14 protein-coding genes are annotated in these 21,981 nt (G+C 56.6%); 7 read left to right on the top strand and 7 right to left on the bottom strand.

Annotation, left to right across the window (positions count from 1 at the left end):
* Positions 1-154 precede the first annotated feature (154 nt).
* Positions 155-1,387 (bottom strand): DUF445 domain-containing protein, encoded by a 1,233-nt coding sequence (locus BM022_RS08405; RefSeq protein ID WP_091138444.1) that lies wholly within the window; start codon positions 1,385-1,387, stop codon positions 155-157.
* A 541-nt stretch (positions 1,388-1,928) separates the two neighbouring features.
* On the opposite strand from BM022_RS08405, the gene BM022_RS08395 reads away from it, so the two are divergent.
* The 5 genes from BM022_RS08395 to BM022_RS08375 all read left to right on the top strand — a co-directional run bounded on the left by BM022_RS08395 (position 1,929) and on the right by BM022_RS08375 (position 5,631).
* Positions 1,929-2,312, top strand: coding sequence for a DUF5132 domain-containing protein (locus BM022_RS08395; protein ID WP_091138441.1), 384 nt, complete (start codon positions 1,929-1,931; stop codon positions 2,310-2,312).
* Positions 2,309-2,803 carry a hypothetical protein gene (locus BM022_RS08390; protein ID WP_143079554.1) on the top strand — a complete coding sequence of 165 codons (495 nt, stop codon included), beginning with the start codon at positions 2,309-2,311 and terminating at the stop codon, positions 2,801-2,803. Before BM022_RS08395 ends, BM022_RS08390 begins: the two co-directional genes overlap by 4 nt.
* Positions 2,804-3,106: 303 nt before the next feature.
* The gene (locus BM022_RS08385) at positions 3,107-4,030 is read left to right on the top strand and encodes a hypothetical protein (protein ID WP_091138437.1); all 924 of its coding nucleotides are present in this window, start codon (positions 3,107-3,109) and stop codon (positions 4,028-4,030) included.
* 169 nt (positions 4,031-4,199) lie between these two features.
* On the top strand, positions 4,200-5,189 hold the full coding sequence (locus BM022_RS08380) for a magnesium transporter (RefSeq protein WP_091138435.1): 990 nt from the start codon (positions 4,200-4,202) through the stop codon (positions 5,187-5,189).
* Between the two features lie 82 nt (positions 5,190-5,271).
* Entirely contained in the window at positions 5,272-5,631 is a 360-nt protein-coding gene (locus BM022_RS08375; RefSeq protein WP_091138434.1) for an HMA2 domain-containing protein, read from the top strand.
* 94 nt (positions 5,632-5,725) lie between these two features.
* Here the strand turns inward: BM022_RS08375 and metK are convergent, their stop codons facing one another.
* Together metK and BM022_RS08365 are read right to left on the bottom strand one after the other, a co-directional pair.
* Positions 5,726-6,916 carry a methionine adenosyltransferase gene (gene metK, locus BM022_RS08370; protein WP_177191663.1) on the bottom strand — a complete coding sequence of 397 codons (1,191 nt, stop codon included), beginning with the start codon at positions 6,914-6,916 and terminating at the stop codon, positions 5,726-5,728.
* The gene (locus tag BM022_RS08365) at positions 6,913-10,032 is read right to left on the bottom strand and encodes an HAD-IC family P-type ATPase (protein ID WP_091138432.1); all 3,120 of its coding nucleotides are present in this window, start codon (positions 10,030-10,032) and stop codon (positions 6,913-6,915) included. Before BM022_RS08365 ends, metK begins: the two co-directional genes overlap by 4 nt.
* A gap of 593 nt (positions 10,033-10,625) precedes the next feature.
* On the opposite strand from BM022_RS08365, the gene metH reads away from it, so the two are divergent.
* The gene (gene metH, locus BM022_RS08360; protein ID WP_091138431.1) at positions 10,626-14,360 is read left to right on the top strand and encodes a methionine synthase; all 3,735 of its coding nucleotides are present in this window, start codon (positions 10,626-10,628) and stop codon (positions 14,358-14,360) included.
* A gap of 141 nt (positions 14,361-14,501) precedes the next feature.
* Here metH and BM022_RS08355 read toward each other — a convergent pair whose 3' ends face one another.
* The 4 genes from BM022_RS08355 to trxC all read right to left on the bottom strand — a co-directional run bounded on the left by BM022_RS08355 (position 14,502) and on the right by trxC (position 18,304).
* Positions 14,502-16,646 (bottom strand): RelA/SpoT family protein, encoded by a 2,145-nt coding sequence (locus BM022_RS08355; protein WP_091138429.1) that lies wholly within the window; start codon positions 16,644-16,646, stop codon positions 14,502-14,504.
* A 131-nt stretch (positions 16,647-16,777) separates the two neighbouring features.
* A complete protein-coding gene (rpoZ, locus tag BM022_RS08350; protein ID WP_091138428.1) occupies positions 16,778-16,984 on the bottom strand; it encodes a DNA-directed RNA polymerase subunit omega in 207 nt (68 codons plus the stop codon).
* Positions 16,985-17,125: 141 nt separating this feature from the next.
* On the bottom strand, positions 17,126-17,743 hold the full coding sequence (gmk, locus tag BM022_RS08345) for a guanylate kinase (RefSeq protein ID WP_091138426.1): 618 nt from the start codon (positions 17,741-17,743) through the stop codon (positions 17,126-17,128).
* A gap of 129 nt (positions 17,744-17,872) precedes the next feature.
* Positions 17,873-18,304 (bottom strand): thioredoxin TrxC, encoded by a 432-nt coding sequence (gene trxC / locus BM022_RS08340; RefSeq protein ID WP_091138424.1) that lies wholly within the window; start codon positions 18,302-18,304, stop codon positions 17,873-17,875.
* A 782-nt stretch (positions 18,305-19,086) separates the two neighbouring features.
* On the opposite strand from trxC, the gene BM022_RS08335 reads away from it, so the two are divergent.
* The gene (locus BM022_RS08335) at positions 19,087-21,816 is read left to right on the top strand and encodes a tectonin domain-containing protein (protein WP_091138423.1); all 2,730 of its coding nucleotides are present in this window, start codon (positions 19,087-19,089) and stop codon (positions 21,814-21,816) included.
* Positions 21,817-21,981 lie beyond the last annotated feature (165 nt).

Here is a 21,981-nt window from a genome sequence, read left to right as displayed (position 1 = left end):
GCAGGAAAGTACGGCATCAGGAGTATGCACATCGCGGAAGTGTTGCAATACCCAAGCTGGATCGAAGCTAGAATGAGGCGCAAAGGCCTTTCGCAACTGTAGCGGGGTTATCGGTCGGAATGATTGATGAAATCCACCATTGGTTGTTGCAAGCCTAGCCGAAAGCGCGCGAAACCGCATAGATAGCCAGGCCCACCAACCCACCGATCAACGTCCCGTTGATACGGATATACTGGAGGTCTTCACCCACCTGCCGCTCGACCCGGGCAGTTACCGTTTCGGTATCCCAACCGCGTACCGTATCCGCAATGAGCACGCCCACGTCGTGTTGATGCGACTGCACCACCTCCACCACGACTTCATGCAGCCAGTTGTTGAGACGGCCACGCAGTCCATCGTTACGGAGCAATGCCTGGGTAGCAGCTTCGATCATCTCCCGCAGCCACGATTTAAGCACGGAGTCCTCACTTAAGGCATCCTCACGCAGGTTGTCCCGAATGTCGCGCCATACTCCCGCGGCATAGGTGCGCAGAGCGGGGTGATCCAGCAGCTTGCGCGTATGCATGACAATTTCCTCCCGATACTCTGGCGAAGTGGCCAATTCGGACGCCAGCTTTTCAATAGCCTGATCGAGCCTGAGGCGCAGTGGATGCGAGGGATCGCGCCCGATCTCGGCGAAGGCTTCCCGCAGCACGGCTACTACGCCGTCAGCCACTTTCTCATCCATTGCAAGCCGTTGCCAAAGCCAGGCGGTACTCTCGCGCACCCGCGCGCGAATGCGGGGTTCGTTGGCGGTAATGTATTCGTCAGCTTCGCGTAACAACTTGTCGAGCAATACCTGGTGCCGCCTCTCCGCCGTAAGCATGGCAACCACTTCCCCGAGCAGGGGCCCAAGATCGATGCGCTGCGCCCCGTGCGCGAGGCCGCCGGACACAAAACGACGCACATCACGGTCGTCAACGGAATCCAGCAGCTGCGGGATCAGACGGGTTACGTGGGCGGCGATTGCTTCAGTGCGCTGGGGGTCGGACAGCCACCGGGCAAGCTTGCCGGACATGTCGGCCCCCGCCAATTTGGAGGAAACCACTTCCGGAGAGGCGAAATTAAGCTCGACGAACCGGCCCAACGCCTCGCCGATGCGATCCTTGTTGCGGGGAACAATCGCGGTATGGGGGATCGGCAGACCTAACGGCTGGCGAAACAAGGCGGTCACCGCGAACCAGTCGGCCATTGCGCCTACCACCGCCGCCTCGGCGAAAGCTCGCAGATAGCCAACCAAAGGGTGGACTGAGAGAAACACATTGGCGAGAACCAGAACACCCAGCATCGCGATGAGCATGCCGGTCGCCAGCCGACGCATCCGGTTTCCGGCACGAGATGACTCCATGGGCTTGGGTCGTGCTTCAAGTTAGTGGGGCCGAGGAGCTATGTCCGTCGAGGGACAGAAAAGTTTCCAAACCAGTTGCTGCCAGTGCGATTGTTCATCTATCGAAGTTGAAATTACACGTTAGCAAACGGCATCGTCAAGCATTTGTTTTGAGTTTTCTGTTTCCGAACAGGTGTTACAAGCACGTTACAGCATGGCTACCTCTTTGGGGTGTTGATTTTTTGGCACGTAAGCGCACGGGAAAAAGACTGTTTTACGCCACTCCTGGTCCGCTGCACCCGGTCCGGCGTAGTCGGCGCGCCGGATCCCGACGCTATTCCTCGAATTATTGACGAACTTGGGAACAGGGAAGAAGGGAGATAAGACGCTCGACGCCGTAGGGGGGGCGTAGTAATGCGACCTCAATATTTGCTCAAGCTCTAACTGTTCTAAGCTTATGAATATGCTATTTCTTTCCAATATGAATTTTTTGTGACAGGACTTGAATTTCCGCAGGCAATGACTATAAATACGTTTTAAGAGCAAGAAAGGAGGGTGAGCCATGGCCTCAGACTTTTTCAAAAGCAATGTCGTCACCGGGCTGGCCGCTGGCATCGGAGCCACGCTGCTGGCACCGGTGCTGCTGCCTATGTTGGCACGCATCGCCAAACCCCTGACCAAGTCGGTCATCAAGACCGGCATGACCGTTTACGACAAGGGACGCGAATCGTTTGCAGAATTGAGCGAGACGATGGACGACCTGGTGGCGGAGGCTAAGGTAGAACTGGAGGCCGACGCCGCGCCGGCTGCGACAGCAGCTACGGCAACGGCAGCTACTTCGCAGCCCAGCCAAAATGAGCCCCCACCCGCGCCGTCTGCGCCGCCCCCAGCCAAGCACAGCGAAACCGGTGCTGATGCGGGCAAAAAAGGTGGGCCGGGTGCGTGATGGCTCCGCTGGCGCGAGAGGTGCATGGCCTGCCCGGCAGAACGCGTCTCAGGATCGACGAAAAGCGTGGGGATGAAACCTACTTCACGACGGTGGAGAACGCATTGAGGGACTATCCGGGTATTTCAGCGGTAGAAACAAACAGCCGGACGGCCAGCGTATTGGTGCATCACATAGCAAACGACCCATCCCCTTGGCAGCGTGCTGAAGAGCAGGGATTGTTCCATGTCCCCGAGAATGAGGCGGAAATGCGCAAGATGGCACCACCGATCTCCGCAACAGCAACCCCAGCCAGGAAAGCACGCGGACCTAAACCGAAAGCGGCCCAAACCAACCGGACGAATTGGCGTCCACTGCTATTCCTGGCGTGGGTGGGCATGGGCATTGCCCAGGCTATTGAGGGCAACATCGCCATTCCGGCTGCAGCGGCATTCTGGTATGCATACCTGGTGTCCCGGGAAAATGGCGTAAGCAATACGGAGCTTGGTTGAAACGAAACGGCCCCTGCCGATGCTGGATATGCTGGAGACGCTGGGCGGTCAGGAACGCGGGGGAAGCGTTTATTGATCCCGTACACACCTTCCCAAAGGGTAAATCCGGGGGCACGCTTCTGATTTTCAGCCCCTCGGTGATCGGGTGACTGCTCGCGGAGGAGGAGCGAGGAGCAAGGTAGGGGTACAAGGTATAAAGGCTCACGTTTTAATCGGACAATATAAAGAAACGCGCCAGACGCGTGCTCTTGATCATAGTCGAAGGTAATTTACGAAACATGGACAACCAAGGAGGTACTCGAAATGGCGAAAGCACAGACAGGAAAGCACGGTGGGGCGTCCCACCACGGTTCAGACACAGGTGAAGAAATCCCTGCCGACGAAGAAATTTCCCCCAATGAGCCGGGCTATCCAGGGGGACAGCCTGGAGAGAAGCGCCCGCATGAAGAGGCACGCGCCCGCGAAGAAGCCTATCGCAAGGGTGAAACACGCCCCAGGGGCGAAGCGCATCCCGAGCGGGATACTTACGCTCGCGAGGCAGAGGAAGAGCGCCTCGGTTCAACGCCAGAGTCTCGCGCGGCCGCCCGGAGCATCGGGGCAGCGGGCACGACTGTAAAGACAGGGATTGCCGCCAGTCTCAGAGGCATTGACGAAATCGAAACGGAAATTGTCAGTTTGGTGCGAAACACCGTATCCAATTCCATCCGGGCAACCGGTGCTGTCGGTACGGAAGCGGTCAACATCACCCGGGACGTGGTGAAAGGTGCCCTTGCGGCGACGGAGGATCTCGGAACCGGACTGGTGGTTACCACCAAGAGCGTCGCCAAAGGTGTGGCCCTCGGCGTATCCGACGTGGGCGGGGACGTCATCTCGGCGGCTACCGAGACCGCAAAAGCTGCGGTGAATGGTACCGCTGCTGTAGGCGGCGACACCCTGATGGTGGCGAAGCGAACCTTGGACGGAGTACTCGAAGCAACAAACGAGACCGGCGGAAACGCTGTGGAAACGGCGAGAGCGGTGGCCAGCGGGGCAGCGGAGGCGGTAGGCGGCTTCGGCACCACGGCGGTCAGCAGCGTGCGGGATATCCTTCTGAGTGTCGTTACGGGCGTCAAGGATGTTGCAAGCGCCGCATTACCCGGCACGGCCGCGCGGCTGGACGAGCGGGATCGCGTGCCTCCGCCGGATCGCACTGCCCCAGTCTCGGGCCGTACCCCTCCTCCAGCGTAATGTTGCTGGCGCGGGGCGCTACCGCGCTTGCGCCAGCACGTCCGGGTCCTTGCCCGACGGCAAGGACCCCGGCTGCTGTTTAGGCGTAGCTGGGTGAAAGACGGTCGGGGGCCCGCGTTCGGGTCTGGGCCGTCTTTAAGAGCACAACAAGACCAGCCAGACCAAGGCTATGCAGAACTCTCACTCGCACCTGCAAAACAGCCAGCGTGAAACTGCTGCCCGCCATCTGGTTAAACGGGTACCCACCGGAAATCCGGATGAGACCGTCGCTTCGGTTCTGGAGAGATTACCGGGCAATGTCTTTGATTATGCCGATACGGTTTATGTAGTTGACGAGATAAACACCCTGATCGGCATGATACCCATGCCCCGGTTGCTCGCAGCGGCGCCTCACCAGTACTTGCACGATATTCTGCGCAAACCCTTCCCCGCGGTACACACAGGGGCCGATCAGGAAACCGTTGCCTCGCTCGCGATCGTCAACGGTATTGCTGCTGTGCCGGTAGTGGACGGTCAGCAACGCCTGCTAGGCGTGGTTCCGCCGCAAGCGCTGCTGGAAGTATTACGTCACGAACACGTGGAAGACCTGCACCGCTTTGCCGGCATTCGCCACTATAATCTGCAGGCCCGCACCGCCATCGAGGCCTCGCCGATCCGCCGCGCACGCGATAGGCTGCCGTGGCTGTTGGTAGGACTTGCCGGAAGCGTGCTGGCAACTTATATAATGGCCCAGTTCGAAAGCGCACTGCAGTCGCAAATGGCCATTGCGTTCTTCGTCCCGGGGCTCGTTTACATGGCTGATGCGATCGGAACCCAGACCGAGGCCATTACCGTGCGCGGTCTGTCCTTGAGCCGTGGGCCGGTTGGCGCGTTGATCGCAGGTGAATTACGAACCGGAATTATCATTGGCCTTGCCCTTGGAGGGCTCACCTTTCCTGCGGTCTGGCTCATATTCGACAATTTCCAGCTCGCGCTGGCGGTTTCACTGGCGCTGCTGGTGGCGGGATCGGCTGCTACCACCATTGGCTTTCTGTTTCCCTGGATACTCTCCCGCCTGGGCAAAGACCCAGCCTTCGGCAGCGGTCCGCTTGCAACCGTTGTTCAGGATGTACTCAGCCTTATCGTTTACTTCTTCATTATCAGTCTGATCGTTCAATAATTCCTCTCGCAGTTCATCAACGTGTAACAAAGCACTGCTTAAATAACCGCGTAAGCAAAGGAACCCAACGGAGGTTATTTACATGGCTCATTACGTTCACCACGTACCCGGCCGGTTGCGCGTGCAGATACCGGCCCTGAAGAAGAACGTATCGAAAGTCCGCCAGCTGGAGCTTTATCTGAACGGGATGCACGGCGTTCTGAAGTATGAGGTCAGCATTGTTACCGGCAGCATTGTAATCAAGTACGACGTCGGGCTGGTGAACTCCACCACCATCCTGAACAGCCTGCGTGACGAAGGCTTTATCCGCAATGTGCACGCCAACCGCCCATTGACATACAAAGTCGACCCGGCGCAAAAGGTAGCAGATACATTTGTGGAAAAACTGGTTGAAGCCGCTTTGGAACGGTCGGCCATGGCGTTGATCGCTGCGTTGATCTAACGAGGTTTTTTTAAGGGGAAGCCGGTCTCCGCGAATTAACATCGACCCACCCATGGAATCGCCGCACTTGCCCACCGCGCGGTCCAATTTAGGGCTAGCCCAAGAGTGGCGCCTTGTCTGTCCCCTCCCACGGCAACCCGACATCCATCCGTCCCACATGCCCGTATGCCGCAAGTCTGCGGTAAAAGCCGCCGCGAAACACCTGCGGCTGATAGCGCAGATTGAATGCACCAATGATTGCGGCCGGGCGGAAGTCGAAATGAGCTTGAATACGGTCGGCGATATCGGCATCCGGAACACGCCCGGTACCAAAGCTGTCGACTTGCACGCTTACTGGCCTTGCCATCCCAAGCGAGTAGGCAAGGTGGACCTCGCAGGCCTGCGCCAGGCCAGCGGCGACTACGTTCTTCGCGGCATAGCGCGCAGCATAAGCACCCACGCGATCTATCCGCGAGGGGTCCTTGCCAGACAGCGCGGACTCGGCATGGCGGGAATATTCGCCGTAAGTATCCACAGCGCTCTTGCGACCAGTCAATCCGGAGTGCAGCGAGGGTCCTCCGTCGATAATAGGTCCATCCGGATTAATGAAAATACGAGTGCGGGCATCTGGGCGCAACTGCTCGTTCAGGAACACCGGCTCGATCACATGCTGGTACAGGTCGTCGCGTAACGACCGAACACCCCGCGGCGTATTGCTCTGCTGGCTGGCCACGAGTGTGATCGAATGGATGCGGTTGGGCCTGCCATCGCGATATTCCACTCCCACCTGCGTCTTGCCGTCGGGCGCGAGGTAGCTCAGCTGTTTCTGGAGACGCGCCGCGCCCAGCCGACGCGCCAGTTTGTGCGAAAGCCAGATGGGGAGCGGCATCAGGGCCGCAGTCTGGTTGCAGGCAAAGCCGAACACGTTGCCCTGGTTCTTCGCGGTAACGGCATCGATCTCTTCCTCGTCCATTTCACGCTCATCCAGGTTTGGGTATGGCGGCGACGGCAGTTCCATCAAGCTCGTCATGACTGTGCAGTCCCGGGCATTGAAATCGGTATGCTCGTAGCCGATCTGCGCAATGACTTGGCGTGCTACCTCGGGGATGTCCACCGAACCCGCCGAGGCAAAGCGTGCGGCAATAAATAGTATTCCCTTGGAGACAGCGCACTCGGCCACAACCCTTGAAAACGGATCCTGCTGGAGAAAGCGATCGAGAAGCGCATCGCTCACCTGATCGCAAAGCTTGTCCGGATGGCCTTCGGTGACGGATTCCGAGGTAAACATGAAATCCTGCTTCATCATCCTGTCCCCCCTGTATCGCCGACGGAAGAGGCAAGCTCCTCGCGCCCCTCGCGATCGAATTGACGCGCCCCGGCTTTTGTGGCTTCGTTCACAAGGAACGGCAATCCTGACCCTGCGGCTATCACCGCCATATCCATCGGGCTCGGCAGAGTGGTTCCGAGCAGGCTTCGAAGCCCAGGTACCGCCACGGACGCTAACTGCAATGCGCCCGTTCCGGCCAGCGCCAGCTTGAGGTAGGGATTAGGCTGAAGTGCTGTGCGGCTGAAAATGCTGTGGCGGTCGGACCGGCAACTATAAGCGTGCAACAGTTGCGCGGCGGTAAGGGTCATGAAGGCGGCGCTGTTGGCCTGCGGGCCGATGCCATAGCGTGCCACGGCGTAGCCGTAACTGCACATCGATCCTGCCGTTATGGCAAATGCTTCAAATCCGTAGCGCTTGAAATCAGCAGGTCGTAGGATGGGTTCCCGTGGATCTCTTGGCGGCCGGCTTAGAATGTCCGGCTCGGGAGGCTCTACGGCAAGCGCCAGGGCGGGAAAAATGTCGGTCACGAGATTGATCCATAGCAACTGCATGGTGCTAAGCGGTGTGCCGAGCCCGCTTCCGATGGAACCCACCATCACCATGATTTCCGAGAGATTGGTGGCGGTGAGAAAATGGACGGACTTGCGAATATTATTGTAGATCGTCCGCCCTTCGGAGATCGCTATGATCATCGTGCGGAGATCGTCGTCCTCCAGCACCACGTCCGATACACTCCGTGCGACATCCGTGCCTGTTTTGCCCATCGCGACACCGATATCGGCTGCCCTTAGCGCCGGTCCATCGTTTATTCCATCACCCGTCATGGCGGCAACTTTGCCGCTCCGCTGCAACGCCTGTATGATCTGAAGTTTGTTTGCAGGGCTGACGCGGGAGAATATATTGACCTTCTGTGCCAATCCCGTAAGAACCTCGGGATCGAGTTGCTCCAGTCTGGTGGAATCGAGGATATCCAGTTCCCCGCTGCGCGATAGCCCAAGCTCTTTGCCGATAGCATAGGCGGTCGCACTCTGATCACCGGTGATCATTATCGTATCGATCCCCGCTTGATGGAACAACGCGATAAGCTCCTTAACGCCCGGCCGCACCGGGTCCGCCATACCGGTTATCCCAAGCCAGATGAACTCCTCTGCCAGTTGCTGATCGGCCTGCGCCTGTTCCGCATAAGCGAACCCGAGCACGCGCAACGCTTCCCCAGCCATGCGCTCGTTTTCCATGCGTATCGCGGTGCGGTCCGTTTCCGTGAGCGCCAGACGTATGCCGTCCTTGATCCACCACTTGCACATCTCCAGCACCTCGGACGGGCTGCCCTTTACGGCGACCAATTTCCCGCCTTCTTTCACTGTATGAACAGTGCGCATGAAGTTGCGGTTTTCGGTACGATATTCGACCCGCACGGTAGGGTACTGCCGGCGGAGCGAATCTACGGCGACGCCAGCGGCAATGGCCAGTTGCACCAACGCGGTTTCGGTGGCCGAACCCTTGAGCTCATACCCGCCGCCTTCTGAACCGTTTACTTCCGTCTCGTTGCACAGCACGCCCACCTGCACCAGACGCAGTAATTCCTCATTCTGAGCCGGGTCCGTCCTCATGCCGCGGTCGTGAAATACATCGTTGGCAAGCGTGATGTGGCGCCCTCCGCAGTGAACCGCAAGCACTGTCATTCGGTTCAGTGTCAGGGTGCCGGTCTTGTCCAGGCAGATCACCTGCATCGCTCCCAAGGTCTCCACCGCGTCCAGGTGCCGCACCAGCACGTGGCGCCGGCGCATATTGCGAATGCCGAGCGCCAAGGTGGTCGTCGCAACGGTGGGCAGACCTTCCGGCACTGCCGCAACGGCAAGGGAAATCGATGTCTTCAGCATCTGGAGCCAGCCATATCCTCTTGCCAGCCCAATCAGAAACATCATCCCGCAAATACCACCGGATAACAACACCATCTGGTTACCCAAAACATCGAGCTGCTTCTGCATAGGGGTTTCCGGCGGCCTCGTTTCACCTACCAACGCCTGGATGACACCAATTTCTGTGTAGCGACCCGTTCCCACCACCACTGCCAGCCCACTACCGCCGGTGATTGCCGTGCCCTTGTAGACCATATTGAACCGATCGCCCAGTGGCACTTCCGGCGTATCCAGGGTCTCCACGCGCTTGGTGACAGGCAGGCTTTCTCCAGTAAGCGCGGACTCGTCTACCATCAGGCTGCGCGATTCCAGTACTCGCCCATCCGCGCCTACCCGAGTTCCCGGTACCAGAACCATGATATCGCCCGGCACCAAGGCCTCAGCCTCCACCTGAACCAGTTGGCCATCGCGAATCACCGCGGCATGCTGCTGGCCGATATGGCCCAGTGCCTTGATGGTTCGCTCCGCCTGAGCCTCGGTGACGTAGCCGGTGCCCGCGTTGATTATCACTACCCCAAGGATCACGACGGCGTCGGCAAGGCCGCCCGTTGCGGCCGATAACACGGCTGATGCCCCTAGTAATACAACCGGCAGGCTCTTGAACTGCCCCAGGAAAATGCTCAATCCTGATCGCGGTGGCGTCTCAGGCAGGCTATTTGGGCCAAAACGCCGAAGTTTCTTCTCTGCGAAGGCTGGGCTAAGTCCGCCTTCCTTCGTCGTTTCCAGCGCCTTCAGCACCGCAGTGCGGGATAACGTGTGCCATTGGGTTGGTCCTTGCGCTGAAGCAGCGCTCCCATCCATAGAGACCATCGGCTGCACAGGCCGCAGGGGATAGAGATTTGAGGACGGACGCTGCTCGGAAGGCGGAGGTGACGGATTTGCCAATAGCTCCTCTACCCGACCTTTGATTTCGTCAACGGTACGTGCAGGATCGTAAAGAACCAATACCCTGCCTGTGAGAACATTCGCGGAAACTTGCCTGATCCCGGCCTCCCGCGCCAGGGCCGACTCGACGCGGCGTCGAATTGGTTCGCAGTGATACAGACCATCGATTTGAAGACGGGCCCGGCCGTTTACCTGCGCGTGAACAACACGCACCCGATCGATCAGCTTGCTCTCACCCGGCGATGGTTCGGCAGTGTCGCGATGTTTCAAAGGATAGGAAAGAATAGTCATCGTCGTGATAGGAGAAGGCGCCCTGTTAAGTGACCAGTTCGGCGCGCGCTGTGCCGATTAAAATTGGTCCAGCACGATGCAGCTCAGCTGTATTCCGCAATAGCCAAGGCTAGGGCACTTAAGGTTTATATCTACTTTGTAGGTGAACATTGCGCCGGAATCAAGGTCGCTTCCTCCATCTTTCTGTAGCGCCCGCATTTTGATCCCGAACATCCGCAGCGCTCAGGGAGTGGGCAATGTGTTATTCGCTGCTGGCCGGTATGAGGAAACGCGGCGGGTGTATGACAGGTCGCTCGCAATCAATCATAGCCGGGGCGCGTTGCATCATAACAAGGACGTCTGCTGCAACACCTGGAAAGAGTGTCGGAGGCACGCGCACTACTTCACGGACCGCTCTCGCGCTTGATTCCGGTTACCGCTGCTCGCTGAAGGAACTGCAGTGATTATCCGTAGTGGGAGAGAACTTGCCCCCCCTTTTGCCCATCAAATTAAACAAGCCTCCGGAGGCTCTATTCCCAGTGCCCGGTGCATGGGGGGAAAAGACGGATAGGGCCGTGATAGAATCAGCCTCCACCTGAAACCTAGCATTTGCCATGAACGAAAATTCCCGTACCGAATTGCTGAAAAGCCTTCTTGCAAGCCGCATCGTGCTGCTGGATGGCGCGATGGGAACCATGATCCAGAGCCACAAGCTTACCGAAGCCGATTACCGCGGCGGGCGCTTCGCCGATTTTCCGCACGACCTCAGGGGAAATAACGATCTTCTGACGCTCACCCAGCCTCAGGTCATCCGTTCCATTCATGAGGCTTACCTCGAGGCCGGGGCAGATATCGTCGAGACGAACACGTTTAACTCCAACGCCGCCTCGATGGCGGACTACCATATGCAAGACCTGGTGTATGAGTTGAATTTTGCCGGGGTTAGGCTTGCACGGGAAGTGGCCGACGCCATGGAGGAGCGGACGCCGGAGAGACCGCGTTTCGTGGCCGGCGTATTGGGGCCCACTACCAAGACTGCCTCGATTTCGCCGGATGTTAACGATCCAGGCTTTCGTGGCATTACATTCGATCAACTGGTGACGGACTATACGGAAAGCATCCGCGGTCTAGTGGATGGAGGAGCGGATATCCTCCTCGTCGAGACGATATTCGATACCCTGAATGCCAAGGCTGCGCTGTTTGCGATAGACCAGTATTTCGAAGATCACGGCGTGCAAATACCGGTGATGATCTCGGCCACAATTACCGATGCGTCGGGACGTACGCTGTCTGGACAAACACCGGAAGCATTCTGGAACTCCGTGAGTCATGCGCGTCCATTGTCTGTGGGACTCAACTGCGCGCTGGGCGCCGAATTAATGCGTCCGTATATCGAAGAACTCTCGCGTGTTGCAGGTATATACGTCAGCGCCCATCCTAACGCCGGGCTGCCTAACCCCCTCGCCGAGACAGGCTATGATGAATCACCGGAATACACCGCCAGCCTGATCAAGGAATTTGCGCAATCCGGCTTTGTGAATATTGTCGGCGGCTGCTGCGGCACTACGCCCGCGCACATCAAGGCCATCGCGGATGCGATAAACGGTATTGCACCTCGTCCCCTGCCTGATATTCCAAAAAAGTTGCGCCTTTCCGGCCTTGAGCCTGTCAACATCGGAGATGATTCGCTGTTCGTAAACGTGGGTGAGCGAACCAACGTCACGGGGTCGAAAGCGTTTTCCCGATTGATTCTGAACAATAATTATGCGGAAGCGCTGAGCGTCGCGCGCAATCAGGTGGAAAACGGCGCGCAGATCATCGATATCAATATGGACGAGGCGATGCTCGATTCACAGAAGGCGATGGTCACCTTCCTGAACCTGCTGGCCGCCGAACCGGACATCAGCCGCGTACCCTTGATGATCGATTCAAGCAAGTGGTCCGTAATCGACGCTGGATTGAAATGCGTGCAGGGCAAGGCGATCATCAACTCGATCAGCTTGAAAGAAGGCGAAGCGGAGTTCCTGGAGCATGCAAAACTCGCCCGTCGCTACGGCGCGGCAGTCATTGTGATGGCATTCGACGAATCCGGCCAAGCCGACACGCTGCAACGCAAGGTGGACATTTGTACGCGCTGCTACCGCTTTCTGGTCGATCAGGTCGGTTTCCCTCCTGAGGACATCATTTTCGATCCGAACATTTTCGCGGTGGCCACCGGGATCGAGGAACACAACAATTATGGTGTGGATTTCATCGAAGCCACCCGCTTGATCAAGCAAACGCTTCCATACGCCAAGGTGAGCGGCGGTGTATCCAATGTGTCATTCTCGTTCCGTGGCAATGAACCGGTGCGGGAAGCGATCCATACCGCCTTTCTCTATCACGCGGTGCGCGCGGGCATGACCATGGGCATCGTTAACGCGGGGCAACTGGGCGTCTACTCGGATATTCCCAAAGATTTGCTGGAGCGGGTAGAGGACGTGCTGCTCAACCGCTCCCCCAAGGAAGGCGGAGATGCAACACCTACGGAGCGACTGGTCGAATTCGCGGAAAGCTTCAAGGGAAAAAGCAAGGAGAACATCGAAGATCTTTCATGGCGGAATGAGCCGGTACAGCAGCGCCTGACGCATGCGCTGGTAAGGGGCATCACTACCTATATTGTGGAGGATACCGAGGCGGCGAGGCTGGAAATAGCCGAGCAAGGCGGGCGGCCGATTCAGGTGATCGAGGGTCCGCTCATGAACGGGATGAATGTAGTGGGCGACCTGTTCGGCTCGGGCAAGATGTTTCTGCCTCAGGTAGTCAAGTCCGCCCGGGTAATGAAACAGGCGGTAGCACACCTGCTGCCGTACATCGAGGCGGAGAAGCAATTGTCGGGCGACTCGAGGCCCAAGGGTAAAATCGTGATCGCGACGGTTAAGGGCGATGTCCACGATATCGGCAAGAATATCGTTACGGTGGTGCTCCAGTGCAACAATTATGAGGTCGTCAACATGGGCGTGATGGTGCCTTCCGCCCAGATACTGGATATGGCCAGACGCGAGAACGCGGATATGATCGGGCTTTCCGGCCTGATCACGCCGTCGCTGGAAGAAATGGCGCACGTAGCGAAGGAAATGGAGCGCGAGGGCTTCACCATTCCACTGCTGATCGGTGGTGCCACCACTTCACGCGTACATACCGCAGTGAAAGTGGCGCCGCATTATAGCGGCGTGACGGTGTGGGTGCCGGATGCAAGCCGGGCCGTGAGCGTATGCAGCAACCTGCTGTCAGACGATTTACGGACTGAATACGTCCGGGAAATTCAGGTTGAGTACGAGAGAGTTCGCACCCAGCATAAAAACAAGAAAGGACCGGCGCCGATGCTATCCATCGCGCAGGCACGTGCAAACGCATTCAAGACGGATTGGACGTCCTATACCCCGCCCGAACCCGATTTTATCGGGGTCCGGTCCTTGAGAAATTATCCTCTGGAGAAATTGGTCCCGTTCATTGACTGGACGCCATTCTTTCAGGCTTGGGAGTTGTCCGGGCGTTTTCCCGCAATTTTAGAGGACGAAGTCGTCGGCGAAGCCGCCAGCGCGCTCTACCGGGACGCCCAGGCCATGCTGAAGAAGATCGTGGAACAAAAATGGCTTTCGGCGAATGCCGTGTTCGGCCTTTTCCCCGCGAATACGGTCAACAACGACGACATTGAAATCTATGCGGATAAAGCGCGCGCGCGCGTAGCGATGACCTTCCACAACTTGCGGCAACAAACCACGAAGCCAGCGGGGCGCCCGAATCTGTGCCTTGCCGACTTCGTTGCTCCTAAGGAAACTGGAATCCGGGATGCCATAGGCGCGTTTGCCGTTACTGCCGGTCTCGGCATCGATGCGCGGATAAAGGCATTTGAGGAGCTGCACGACGATTACAGCGCAATTATCCTCAAAGCGCTCGCCGACCGGCTGGCGGAGTCGTTCGCGGAGCACATGCACTGGCGGATACGGCGGGAGTTCTGGGGTTTTGCCAAAGATGAAAACCTGAGCACGGAACAGCTTGTGGCGGAAGAGTATCGCGGCATACGCCCGGCGCCGGGTTATCCCGCCTGTCCCGACCACACGGAAAAAGGCCCGTTATTTGAAATGCTGAAGGCGCCGGAAAACGCCGGCATCATCATCACCGAGTCCTACGCCATGGTGCCGACGGCGGCAGTATCGGGCTTTTATTTTTCTCACCCGGAAGCGGATTACTTCGCGATCGGGAAAATAGGCAAGGACCAGGTGGAAGATTACGCCAAGCGGAAGGGCTGGACGGTGGAGGAAACCGAAAAATGGCTGGCCCCGGTTCTGGCATACGAACGGAGCTAATGGGAAGAGAAACTCACGGCTGAGCTGCAACGCTCGCAGATCAGAATCGATCAAGCCGGTGAGCATTAGTCAGCCTCGTCAGCCTTTAACCTTTAACCTTTAACCTTTAACCTTTAACCTTTAACCTTTAACCTTTAACCTTTAACCTTTAACCCGGCTGATTTTTGCTACTTCACGGGTATGTCGCAAGTTTCGCATCACTTGCGCCAGATGATGACGATTGCGCACCTGTAACATGAAGGTCATGGTGGTGTATGCGCCATCCCCTTCCATGCCAACATTGTCGATATTTGAGCCAGCCTCGGCGATCGCGGCTGCCACCCTCGCCAATACGCCGCGCTGATTGGTAACCATCAGCTTGATGCTGACCTCGAACTGCCTGTTTATTTCCTTGCCCCAGCCTACGTCCAGCCAATTATCCGAATTACCCCTGTTTTTTGATACAGCCGGACAGTCATGGGTGTGAATGATAAGCCCTTGATCCTTCTTGATGAAGCCGACAACTGGATCCTCGGGAATTGGCCGGCAACATTTCGCGAATTGCACTGCCATGCCTTCAGTGCCGAGAATGGTGATGACGTCGGCCGGCCCACCCGTACCGTCGGACGACTCTCCCGGTGTGGCCAGCCGCCTCGCGACGACCGCCGGCAGGTGCTTGCCCAAGCCCATGTCCGCCAATAAGTCTTTCTTCGATTTGGCCCCGCTGTCGCGCGCCAGTTTTTCCCATTGTGCCGCGGTGATGGTTTGGGGATCGACCTTGAGCGAACTTAACGCCTGATTTAGCAAACGTTCTCCCAGTCTTGCGGACTCTTCATATTGCATCGTTTTAAGAAAACGCCGGATGTGCGAGCGGGCTTTTCCGGTAACGACATAGTTCAGCCAGGCGGGATTCGGTTTGGCATGGGACGCGGTTACGATTTCCACCCGGTCCCCACTCCTGAGAACGGTGCGCAGCGGCGCGCTCTCGCCATTTATTTTTGCGGCCACGCAGCAGTCGCCGATATCGGTATGGACTGCGTAAGCGAAATCCACTGCAGTGGAGCCCTTAGGCAACGCCAGAATCTTGCCTTGGGGCGTGAACACGTAAACCTCACCCGGAAACAGATCGACCTTGAGATGTTCCAGAAACTCCAGCGAATCAGTCGAGTCGCTGAGTGTTTCCAGCAGGCTTTGCAGCCATTGATGGGTCTTCATATGCAGATCGTTCAGATCGGCATCGGTGCTCTTATATAGCCAGTGAGAGGCAACCCCCGCCTCTGCAATCCGATGCATTTCGGGCGTACGAATCTGCACTTCGATGGGGGTGCCGTAAGGGCCCCATAGCGTGCTGTGCAATGACTGGTAGCCATTCGCCTTCGGAATAGCGATATAGTCCTTGAATTTCCCGGGTATGGGATTGTAAAGACTGTGCAGCGCGCCCAATGCGATGTAACACGAGGGGACGTCTTTGACGATCACCCGGAAGCCATAAATGTCGAGAACTTCGGAGAATGTGAGATGTTTCTCCGCCATCTTCTTGTAGATGCTGTAAAGCTGTTTCTCGCGACCGGTCACCTCGGCGTCAAGCCCGGCCGTCTTCAGACGCTGCTTGATGGCGTCAAGGATCTTGGTGACCATTTCGCGCCGGTTGCCCCTGGCGGCCCTCGTTGCGTTGCCCAAGACCCTGTAGCGGGTTGGAAAAAGATAGCGGAAGCTGAGCTCCTGCAACTCGTGGTAAATATTGTTGAGCCCCAGGCGGTTCGCTATCGGTGCGTAGATTTCCATGGTTTCACGTGCGATGCGGCGACGTTTTTCGGGACGCATCGCCTCCAGAGTACGCATGTTGTGCAACCGATCCGCGAGTTTGATGAGGATGACCCGCACATCGCGGGCCATTGCAAGAAGCATTTTGCGGAAGTTCTCCGCCTGCGCGTCCGCGTGGGTCTGGAATTCGATCTTGTCGAGCTTCGACACGCCATCGACCAGTTCAGCGACCGGCTTGCCAAATCGATCGCTGATCTCGGCCTTGGAGACGTGCGTATCCTCCATTACGTCATGGAGCAGCGCTGCGGCTAGTGTCTGGGTGTCAAGACGCAGTTTGCCAAGTATGCTGGCGACGGCCACCGGGTGGGAGATGTAAGGTTCGCCGGACTTGCGGAATTGTCCGGAATGGGCGCTTTGGCTGAAGAGATAGGCGTTTTGAAGCTCGGAAACGTCCTCACGCTTGAGATAGCTGGACAGTTCGCTAAAAAGGTAGCTGGCCTCGGGCAAGGTAACGGAGGAACTCGGCAAACCTGGTGTTCGCATCGTGATTTCCTTCAATCTTACCCGGGTATAGTTCCTAGAATGTAGGCATCCTCATGAGTCGAGATAACCGATATTCCACTGATTCATATCAGTCCCACCGGGCACGTCAACCGCGTTTGCCTGAGCCCGGATCAAATGGGCCCCGCTGCCAGAATATCCACTCCGATCTTCCCTTGGGCAACCTCGCGTAACGCTATCACTGTAGGCTTGTCGCGCGCGGGCTCCACCATGGGGGTGCCTCCAACCGAGAGTTGCCTCGCTCGAAGGGTTGCAACCAGCGTCATGTCGAAACGGTTGGGAATTCTTTTCAAACAATCGTCAACGGTAATACGTGCCATGAATTTGCCCCTACTTATATATCAGAATAAGAAGTATAGAATGTGTGCGCGAAAAACGGCAACCCTTGGCTGCACTTACCTGCCAGACGGGCAGGATGAGTCCGACGGATTCCCCTGGGTAGGACCTCATGGAACAGTCCGTTAGCCCAGCTGAGCAAGAAGAGAATGATGGCGAACCAGTTGTTTCTCGACTCTCAAGCGTTCGGCTTGAACGATGCATTTCAAATCTTCCAGGGCTCGATCGAGCCTGTCATTGAGGATAACATAATCGTAGTCCCCCACATGGCTGATCTCGCCTCGGGCCGAAGCCAGACGCTGACTGATAACTTCGAGGCTGTCCTGAGCCCGGTTTCTTAAACGCGCTTCCAATACCTCAAGCGATGGCGGCAAGACAAAGATTGCCACCGATGCGGGAAAAACCTCACGCACCTGCCGGGCACCCTGACTGTCTATTTCCAACAGGATGTCCCGGCCCGCGTCCAAGGCTTCGTTGATCCATTTTTTTGAGGTGCCGTAGAAGTTCCCGTAAACCTGTGCGCTTTCCAGAAACTCCCCTTGCTTCAGCCTCTGCTCAAAGCCTTCGCGGCTGACAAAGTGGTAGTCACGTCCATCGACTTCTTCGGGGCGGGCCGGGCGCGTGGTGTATGAAACCGAGAGGCTCAGATCAACCCCGCTTTGAAGCAGTGCCTTGACCAGACTGGTTTTCCCCGCGCCGGACGGCGCGCTGACGATATATAAGTTACCCGGCGTCGCGATCATAGTGAAATTCGCCCAAGGTCGCCGCGCAGCGCCAGCGCAAGTCTTTGTCTTTCAGCTTTGCCTGCTTATAGCGCATGCGGCTGGGATGAGCGAAGTGTAACAGCTTCCGCTGCGTCGGACTAACCCCGCTTAACGAGAATTTACCCAGCGAACGATATCCTGCGCCGTCATTGCGCCAGCCTGTCGCGCCACCTCTCGCCCACCTTTGAACAGGATCAGGGTTGGAATGCTGCGAATGTTATATTGCGCGCCCAGAGCTTGTTCGTTGTCCGTGTTCACCTTGGCCAGTCGCACACGTGGCTCCAGCGTGGCAGTGGCATGTGCATATGCCGACGCCATCATCTTGCACGGGCCGCACCACGGCGCCCAGAAATCGATTAGGACAGGAATGTTGTGGCGTTCAAGGTACTTCGAGAAATTGCTTGTGGTCAGCTCTACGGGCTGGCCGGTGAATAATGGCTGATGACATTGGCCGCAGTTCGGGTGCTGGCCGAGCCTGGCCGCAGGCACGCGGTTGACCGCTTCGCAATGAGGACAAACATAGTGCAACGAATCGTTCATGAGAGTTCCTGATCTGGATGTAATCAACAAACAGATGGGGACGGTGTACGTCTCTTCAAGCTTAATCATGCGGGTAGGCATGCCAAGACTATGTCCAACTTCCCCAAGCCCCTGTTTTCGACATGCAGAGAATGAGCCTTGTTATGCGGGGCCTAAAGGCTCCTCAAGATTCGCAGGCTAATTCCTTAGTAAGAGTTCTCATCCCGTATGAATCCCCGGTCTACCGCATTTACCATTTAATTTGGGTACATTTGGGTACACGACAGCCAGGCATATTTGCGCTCCATATTCAGAGATGGTAGTCCCGCAAGCCGCACTTCTCCCAGGAAGAAAACGCCGAGTGTGAGATTTATCACATCTTCGGCGCTTGATCCGTATTACTGTCATGACTGAGTCCGCTCCAAAAAAGCGATGAGGGGAAATTGATCTAGAAATTGATTTCTTCAGGATCCTGGCGAAAAGGAAAATGTCGTTCTTGGCTAATCGGAGCCTAGGTACCTCCGGGTTGGAAGAAGAACGAAATGGCCAAGATAACGTGTTTTGAACTTATAAGTTTTGATAGCCCATTTCCAACTCCCCGGTTGGGCGATCTTTTTAACGACATAGCCTTTCCAATCGCTTCGATAAATCTTCCATCTAATAATCTCTTAGGTTCGAGCGGCGCAGGACTAAAAAGCGAAAACAGAAAATGAGCGCAAGTAGTCGAAAAGAAGGGGCCGGCTTTCTTGGTGCTAGTTATTCCAGTGATAGCTGTTCTAGCACCTAACCGTTGAGGAGGGCGTATGTTGATTCGAAGAGTTACTAATATTGCTGCGTATTGGCTGCTGTTTACCCTTACTGCCCACCTCAATGCAGCAAGTGGAATTGGAGCAATTTGGGAGTTTACCGGAACGCCCTGTAGTGGCGATTCATGTCCCGGCTGGCGTAAGCTCGATAACAATAGTAAGACAGTTAGTATAGTTAACGATGATCATACGCTCTACCAACTCCACAATGACGGCTGGATCTGGCGCTACACGGGAACACCATGTGACGGAGAAAGCTGCCCCGGCTGGCAACGGCTCGATCGTAATCAGAAAACGGTCGCTATCGCGGCAAGTGGAAACAATCTCTACCAGCTTCACAATGACGGCTGGATCTGGCGCTACACGGGAACACCATGTGACGGAGAAAGCTGCCCGGGCTGGCAACGGCTCGATCGTAATGAGAAAACGGTCGCTATCGCGGCAAGTGGAAACAATCTCTACCAGCTTCACAATGATGGCTGGATCTGGCGCTACACGGGAACACCGTGTAATGGAGAAAACTGCCCGGGCTGGCAACGGCTCGATCGTAATGAGAAAACGGTCGCTATCGCGGCAAGTGGAAACAATCTCTACCAGCTTCACAATGACGGCTGGATCTGGCGCTACACGGGAACACCATGTGACGGAGAAAGCTGCCCCGGCTGGCAACGGCTCGATCGTAATCAGAAAACGGTCGCTATCGCGGCAAGTGGAAACAATCTCTACCAGCTTCACAATGACGGCTGGATCTGGCGCTACACGGGAACACCATGTGACGGAGAAAGCTGCCCCGGCTGGCAACGGCTCGATCGTAATCAGAAAACGGTCGCTATCGCGGCAAGTGGAAACAATCTCTACCAGCTTCACAATGACGGCTGGATCTGGCGCTACACGGGAACACCATGTGACGGAGAAAGCTGCCCGGGCTGGCAACGGCTCGATCGTAATGAGAAAACGGTCGCTATCGCGGCAAGTGGAAACAATCTCTACCAGCTTCACAATGATGGCTGGATCTGGCGCTACACGGGAACACCGTGTAATGGAGAAAACTGCCCGGGCTGGCAACGGCTCGATCGTAATGAGAAAACGGTCGCTATCGCGGCAAGTGGAAACAATCTCTACCAGCTTCACAATGACGGCTGGATCTGGCGCTACACGGGAACACCATGTGACGGAGAAAGCTGCCCGGGCTGGCAACGGCTCGATCGTAATGAGAAAACGGTCGCTATCGCGGCAAGTGGAAACAATCTCTACCAGCTTCACAATGATGGCTGGATCTGGCGCTACACGGGAACACCGTGTAATGGAGAAAACTGCCCGGGCTGGCAACGGCTCGATCGTAATGAGAAAACGGTCGCTATCGCGGCAAGCGGAAACAATCTCTACCAGCTTCACAATGACGGCTGGATCTGGCGCTACACGGGAACACCATGTGACGGAGAAAGCTGCCCCGGCTGGCAACGGCTCGATCGTAATGAGAAAACGGTCGCTATCGCGGCAAGCGGAAACAATCTCTACCAGCTTCACAATGACGGCTGGATCTGGCGCTACACGGGAACACCATGTGACGGAGAAAGCTGCCCCGGCTGGCAACGGCTCGATCGTAATCAGAAAACGGTCGCTATCACGGCCAGCGGGAGCAATCTTTACCAGCTACACAATGACGGCTGGATCTGGCGCTACACGGGCACACCATGTGACGGAGAAAGCTGCCCCGGCTGGCAACGTTTGGACAACAATACTAATACGGCGATGATTAGCGCAGCTGGTAGTCGCCTATTTCAATTGCATACGGACTTCGTGTACCAACTCCATGATAGTGGGTGGATTTGGCGTTACACCGGCCCGCCCTGCAATGGAGACTCGTGCCCGGGGTGGCAACGATTGGATAGAAATTCAAAGACGACTGCCATCGCTGCGGGCGGCAAGGAGCTTTATCAGTTGCATAACGACGGATGGATCTGGCGCTACACTGGAATACCATGCGACGGCGAGTCATGCCCAAGCTGGCAACGTCTGGATAGAAATCCAAAAACCGTCGCCATCGCGGCAGCGGGAAAGGATCTTTATCAGTTGCATAATGACGGATGGATTTGGCGCTACACCGGAACACCATGCAACGGCGAGTCGTGCCCAAGCTGGCAACGTCTGGATAGAAATCCAAAAACGGTTGTCATCGCGGCAGCGGGAAAGGATCTTTATCAGTTGCATAACGACGGGTGGATTTGGCGTTATACCGGAACACCATGCAACGGCGAGTCATGCCCAAGCTGGCAACGACTGGATAGGAATTCAAAAACCGTTGCCATCGCGGCAGCAGGAAAGGATCTTTATCAGTTGCACGACGACGGAGGGGTCTGGCGCTATAGTGGAGCTCCGTGCAACGGCGAGTCATGCCCCGGATGGCAGCAATTAGATGACAATCGTAAAACTGTCGCTATCGCGGCGGCGGGAAAGGAGCTTTATCAGTTGCATCATGACGGGTGGATCTGGCGCTACACTGGAATGCCATGCGACGGCGGATCATGTCCTGGTTGGCAACGACTGGATAGAAATCCAAAAACGGTTGCCATCGCGGCAGCGGGAAAGAATCTTTATCAGTTGCATAACGACGGGTGGATTTGGCGCTATACCGGAACACCATGCAACGGCGAGTTATGCCAAAGCTGGCAACGACTGGATAACAATCCAGCAACTAAAGGCATCGCAGCCGGAGGACTTCGGTGATGAGGAAATTCGCGGTACAGGAAGGAAAAGTATTCCGTCTAAAACCAGAAAGAGAGGAAGGCGATGGGAGTCGTATCTAATGAGTTGGCGCATTATTGAATTTGGTACGTTGCGAGTTAACTGGAGAACGACGTCTGGAGGTGAGACGTAGTGTATTGCTTACCA

Origin of the sequence: Nitrosospira sp. Nsp14 (assembly GCF_900113575.1) — a bacterium.
GTDB lineage: Bacteria > Pseudomonadota > Gammaproteobacteria > Burkholderiales > Nitrosomonadaceae > Nitrosospira.
This window is presented reverse-complemented; position numbering and strand designations above follow the sequence as displayed.